4 protein-coding genes are annotated in these 5,182 nt (G+C 72.5%); all 4 read right to left on the reverse strand.

The window, feature by feature from the left end; translation table 11 throughout:
• Positions 1 to 1,006, reverse strand: a 1,006-nt coding sequence (locus tag AB8Z36_RS31440) for a LacI family DNA-binding transcriptional regulator (RefSeq protein ID WP_369216790.1), incomplete at its 3' end; no start/stop codon positions are given.
• Positions 1,003 to 3,426: a glycoside hydrolase family 2 protein gene (locus AB8Z36_RS31445; protein WP_369216791.1), complete on the reverse strand. Its 2,424-nt coding sequence runs from the start codon at positions 3,424 to 3,426 to the stop codon at positions 1,003 to 1,005. The genes AB8Z36_RS31440 and AB8Z36_RS31445, both read right to left, overlap by 4 nt.
• A gap of 79 nt (positions 3,427 to 3,505) precedes the next feature.
• Positions 3,506 to 4,339: a carbohydrate ABC transporter permease gene (locus AB8Z36_RS31450; protein ID WP_369216792.1), complete on the reverse strand. Its 834-nt coding sequence runs from the start codon at positions 4,337 to 4,339 to the stop codon at positions 3,506 to 3,508.
• A gap of 12 nt (positions 4,340 to 4,351) precedes the next feature.
• The coding region (locus AB8Z36_RS31455) for a carbohydrate ABC transporter permease (RefSeq protein WP_369216793.1) at positions 4,352 to 5,182 on the reverse strand (831 nt) is incomplete at its 5' end.

A 5,182-nucleotide genomic window follows, 5' to 3' on the forward strand; every position in this document is an offset into this window, starting at 1 on the left:
CGGTGGACCCGCGTGGGGTGAGCGTCGGCGTCGGGACCTGATGGGTCACCGTCCGCCGTCCCGCGAGGACCTCGTACAGCGCGCGGGCGACGTCCGCCCCGAAGGCGTGGATGTCGTGCGTCATCGCCGACAGGGTCGGATGGGTCAGCTTGCAGAGCTGCGAGTCGTCCCAGGCGAGGAGCGAGATGTCGGCGGGCACCCGGAGCCCCATCTCGGCGGCGACCGACAGGCCCGCGACGGCCATCAGGTCGTTGTCGTAGATGATCGCGGTGGGCCGCTGGGCCGCGGTGAGCAGCGACCGCGTGGCCCGCGCCCCCGCCTCGCCGGAGAAGTCCGTGGCGAGCTGGCGCCCCTCGGGCAGACCCAGCTCGGCCATGGCGGCGGTGAAGGCCGCGCGCCGGATCGCGCTGTGCCCGAGCTCGGCCGTGCCGCCCACCCGGGCGATGGACCGGTGCCCGAGCGCGGCGAGATAGCGCACCGCCTCGGTGACCGCCGTCGTGTCGTCCGTCCACAGCGAGGGAAAGGGCCCGGTCAGCGAGGGGTGGGCGACCGCCACCGCGGGCAGCCCGAGCTGCGCGAGCACCGGCACGCGCGGGTCGTGCGCACGGAAGTCGACGAGGACCGAGCCCGCGATCTGCCCCGAGCGCCACCAGTGCCGCTGGAGTTCGATCTCCTCGTCCAGGTTCTTCACCAGGCGGAGCAGCAGCGCGCTCGACCGGTCGGAGAGGACGCTCTCCAGGCCCGAGATGAACTCCATGTAGAAGGGTTCGAGGCCGAGTTGGCGCGCCGGGCGGCTGACCGCGAGCCCGATCGTGCCCGTGCCCTGCTTGTTGAGCGCCCGCGCCGAGAGGTTCGGCTCCCAGCCCATCGAGCGCGCGACCTCCAGGATGCGGGTGCGCGTCGCCTCGGAGACACCCGGCTTGTTGTTGAAGGCCAGCGACACCGCGGCCCGCGAGACCCCCGCGCGGGCCGCGACGTCCCTGATCGTCAGCCGCCCCCCGCTCACACGGGCTCCACGGCGAAGAGGGCGGCGCGCACCGCGGCGAGCGCCTCGGCACCGGCCGGGTCCGCGTCCCAGCCGCGCACACCGATCACCACGCTCTCACCGGGCAGCAGGGTCACGAGGCCCCGGTCGGCCGCCGCTGTCGGCGCGAGGCGGTCGGCCGCGAGCAGCAGATCACGGACGAGCGTACGAGCAGTCACCACGACGTCGACCCTATCCCCCCGCCGGACCGCCTCCACCGCGTAGTCCGGCACCGGGTAGGCGAACTCCTTGTCCGGTACGGGCAGGCTCAGCGCCCGCAGCCCGTCGGCGTCCGCGACCAGGAACTCCTTGGCCGAGCCCGCCTCCGGAAGCAGCTCGCCCGGCACGTCCGCGAGGGCCACCGTCCGCGCGGCGGCCGTCAGCGCCACGGTCGTCTCGGCGAGGACGCGCCCGTCCGCGGTCATCCGCCGCAGCCGTACGCCGGTCTCCCAGGCCTGTCCCGCCTGGTTGACGGCGGCCACGACCCGGCGGCCCGCGCGCTCCTGGACGGTGAGCAGCCGGTCGGCGTAGAGGCGGCGCAGCTCGTGGTGGAGCGGCTTGAGGCGGCCGTCACCGTCGATCGCGGCCCAGGAGGTCACCGGCCAGCAGTCGTTGAGCTGCCAGACGACGGTGCCCGCGCAGCGCGGCCAGTGCGAGCGCCAGTGCTCGATGCCGGTGGCGACGGCCCTGGCCTGGTTGACCTGCGTCAGATAGTGCCAGCGGTCGAAGTCGGCGGGGACGGCGAAGTGGTGCGCGAGGCCCCGCTCCAGCTTGCCGTTGCCGTCCTCGGCCTTCTGGTGGTGCAGGACGCCCGCCGAGTCGGGCCGCAGCTCCTCGCCGGGCAGGGCGCGGCGGAACGTGGCGAGGGCGGGCGGCGCCTGCCAGCCGAACTCGGCGACGAAGCGGGGCACGGACTCCAGGTAGCCGGTGTAGTCGGTGCGGTTCCACACCTCCCAGGAGTGCGCGGTGCCGTGCGCGGGGTCGTTGGGGTGGTGGTCCCAGGAGCCGGACCACGGGCTGCCCGCCCAGTAGGGGCGGGTGGGGTCGGTCTCGGCGACGACGCGCGGGAGCAGCCCCAGGTAGTAGCCCTCGCCCCAGGAGTCGCCGTCGAGCCGCTCCTCCCACTCCCAGTCGCAAAAGCCCCACAGGTTCTCGTTGTTGCCGTTCCACAGGACGAGCGAGGGGTGCGGCATGAGGCGGGCGACGTTGTCGCGGGCCTCTGCCTCGATCTCGGAGCGCAGCGGCTGTTCCTCGGGGTAGGCGGCGCAGGCGAAGAGGAAGTCCTGCCAGACCATCAGGCCCAGCTCGTCGCAGACGTCGTAGAACTCCCGCGCCTCGTAGATGCCGCCGCCCCAGACGCGGACGAGGTCGACGCCCGCGTCCGCCGCCTGGGTGAGGCGGGTGCGGTAGCGCTCGGGGGTGATGCGGGAGGGGAAGACGTCGTCGGGTATCCAGTTGACGCCGCGCGCGAAGATGCGCTCGCCGTTGACGACCAGGGTGAAGCCGGTGCCGTGCTCGTCGGCGGCGGTGTCCAGGGCGACGGTACGGAACCCGATCCGCCGCTCCCAGCGGTCGAGGGGCGCCCCCGCCGCGCCGATGAGCTCCACCTCGGCGTCGTACAGCGGCTGTTCGCCGTAGCCGCGCGGCCACCACAGGCCGGCGTCCGGGACCTCGACGGCGAGGGTGGTGCTCGTGCCCTCGAAGGTGACGGTCGCGGTGCGGTGGCCGATGCGGGCGCGGGCGGTGAGCGGGCCGCCGCCGGTGCGCTCGACGTCGACGCGGAACTCCGCGCGGCCCGTGGTGCCGTCCACGGTGACCACCGGGCGCACCTCGGCGAGGCGCGCCGTCGACCAGTGCTCCAGGCGTACGGGGCGCCAGATGCCGGCGGTCACCAGGGTCGGGCCCCAGTCCCAGCCGAAGGAGCAGGCCATCTTGCGGATGAACTGGAAGGGCTCCGGATAGGAGTTGGGCCGCTCCCCGAGGGCGGTGCGCACCGCCTCCGCCTCGGTGTAGGCGGAGGTGAACCGGACGGAGAGCGGGGTTCCGGCGCCGGGGGCCACGGCGGCGAGCCGCCGCGTGACGTCGAAGCGGTAGGTGCGGTGCATGTTGCGGGTACGGCCGATCCTCTCGCCGCCGAGGGTGATGTCGGCCGCGGTGTCGAGGCCCTCGAAGACCAGGTCGGTGCGCTCGTGTTCCGTCCCCCGCGGGCCGAGGACCGTGTCGTAGGTCCAGTCGGCGCGGCCGACCCAGGCGACCTCCTCCTCGTTGCGGCCGATGAAGGGGTCGGGGATGCGGCCCGCGGCCAGCAGGTCGGTGTGGACGCAGCCCGGCACCCGGGCGGGCAGCGCGGCCTTCTCGTGCCGCAGGGTCCAGCCTTCGGCCAGGACGGTGACGTCCTTCATGAACCGTGCTCCATTCCGTGCTGTCGGGTCAGTGCTGTCGGGGGGAGGTGGTGGTGCGGCTCGGGTGCGGAGGGACCGCTCACGATTTGACGGCCCCGTCGACGAGGGCGTTCTCCATGCGGCGCTGGAGCGCGATGTACACGGCGTACACCGGGGCCAGCGTGATCAGGCAGGCGGCGGCGAGCGTGCCGTACTGGATCATGGTCGCGGAGGTGAGCGAGGGCAGCGCGACCTGGACGGTGCGCAGCTCCGGGTCCGGGCCGAGGATGACGAGGCTGAAGAGGTACTCGTTCCAGAAACCGAGGAAGTTGAGGATCACCACGGTGATGACGCCGGGCGCCGACATGGGGACGTAGATCCGCCACAGGACGGTCCAGCGGCCCGCGCCGTCCATCATGGCGCTCTCCTCCAGCTCCGGCGGGATCGTCCGCATGAACTGGGTGAGCAGGATGACCGAGAGCGGCAGCGCGGTGGCGGGCAGGAAGAGGATGAGGAACGCCTGCGTCTGGAACATGCCGAGCTCGATGGCGAGCAGCACGGTCGGTACGAGCGCGGCGAACGCGGGGATCAGGAAGCCGAGCCCGAAGACCTTCTCCACGATCGCGGCGGTGCGGCCGCCGCTGCGGGCCAGGCCGTAGGCGGCGGGGAAGGCCAGGGCGAGGGTGATGGCCTCGGCGCCGACCGTGATGAGCACGGAGTTGCCGAGGGCGGGGCCGAGCCGGGCCAGGTCCCAGGCGGTGGAGAAGTTCTCGAGGAGCCAGCGGTCGGGCAGGGCGAAGGGGTGCTCGAAGACCTCGATGTTGTCCTTGAGCGAGGTGGCGATGAGGTAGTACAGCGGCAGGATGAGGAGCGCGGCGTAGAGCCAGGCCAGGAGGTGCCCGGCCGGCGGTGCGCCGGTGCGGCGGGATGCCATGGTCAGCTCTCCCTAGTAGTTCTGGCGGATGAGGCGCCGGATGACGACCATGCCGACGAGCCCGACGAGGAAGAGGAGGACACCGACGGCCTGGCTGTAGCCGACGTCCTGCTGGAGGAAGGCCCGCTGGTACATGAGGTAGGACAGCGTGGTCGAGGACGATCCGGGGCCGCCCTTGGTGAGCATGAGGACGGTCGCCGCGGAGCTGAACAGCGTCCACAGGAACTGCAGCATCGTGGCGACGCCGACGAACCCCTTGCAGATCGGGTACGCCACCTGCCACATCCGCCGCCAGTGCCCCGCCCCGTCCAGCGCGGCGGCCTCGTACATCGCGTCCGGCACGCTGGCGAGCCGGGCGGCGAACAGGACGGCGGTGTAGCCGATGCCGCCCCACACGTCCACGGCGATCACGGTGGCGAGGGCGGTCGCGGGGTCGGCGAGCCAGGGAGTGGTCGCCGAGCCGAGGCCGATGGACTCAAGGAGGCCGTTGACACCGCCGTCCGGCGCGAACATCCCCACGAAGATCATGGCCTTGGCCGATACGGAGAGCAGCCCCGGCGTGAAGCAGAGCACCCGCAGGGTGCGGTGGCCCGGCGGCTTGAGCTGGAGGTAGTAGCCCAGCATGAACGCGCACGGGATCATCAGCGGCAGCGCCACGGCGAGCTGGACGCCGGTGTTGCGCAGCGCGTCCCAGAAGACCGGGTCGTCGAACATCCGCCGGTAGTTGTCCGTGCCGGTGAACGTGTGCGGCGAGATGAGGCTGGCCCACTTGTTGAGGCTGATGACGAACATCGCCACGATCGGGCCGAGCATGAACACGCCGTACCAGAGCAGGGCGGGCAG

Origin of the sequence: Streptomyces flavofungini (assembly GCF_041028215.1) — a bacterium.
Classification (GTDB): domain Bacteria; phylum Actinomycetota; class Actinomycetes; order Streptomycetales; family Streptomycetaceae; genus Streptomyces; species Streptomyces flavofungini_B.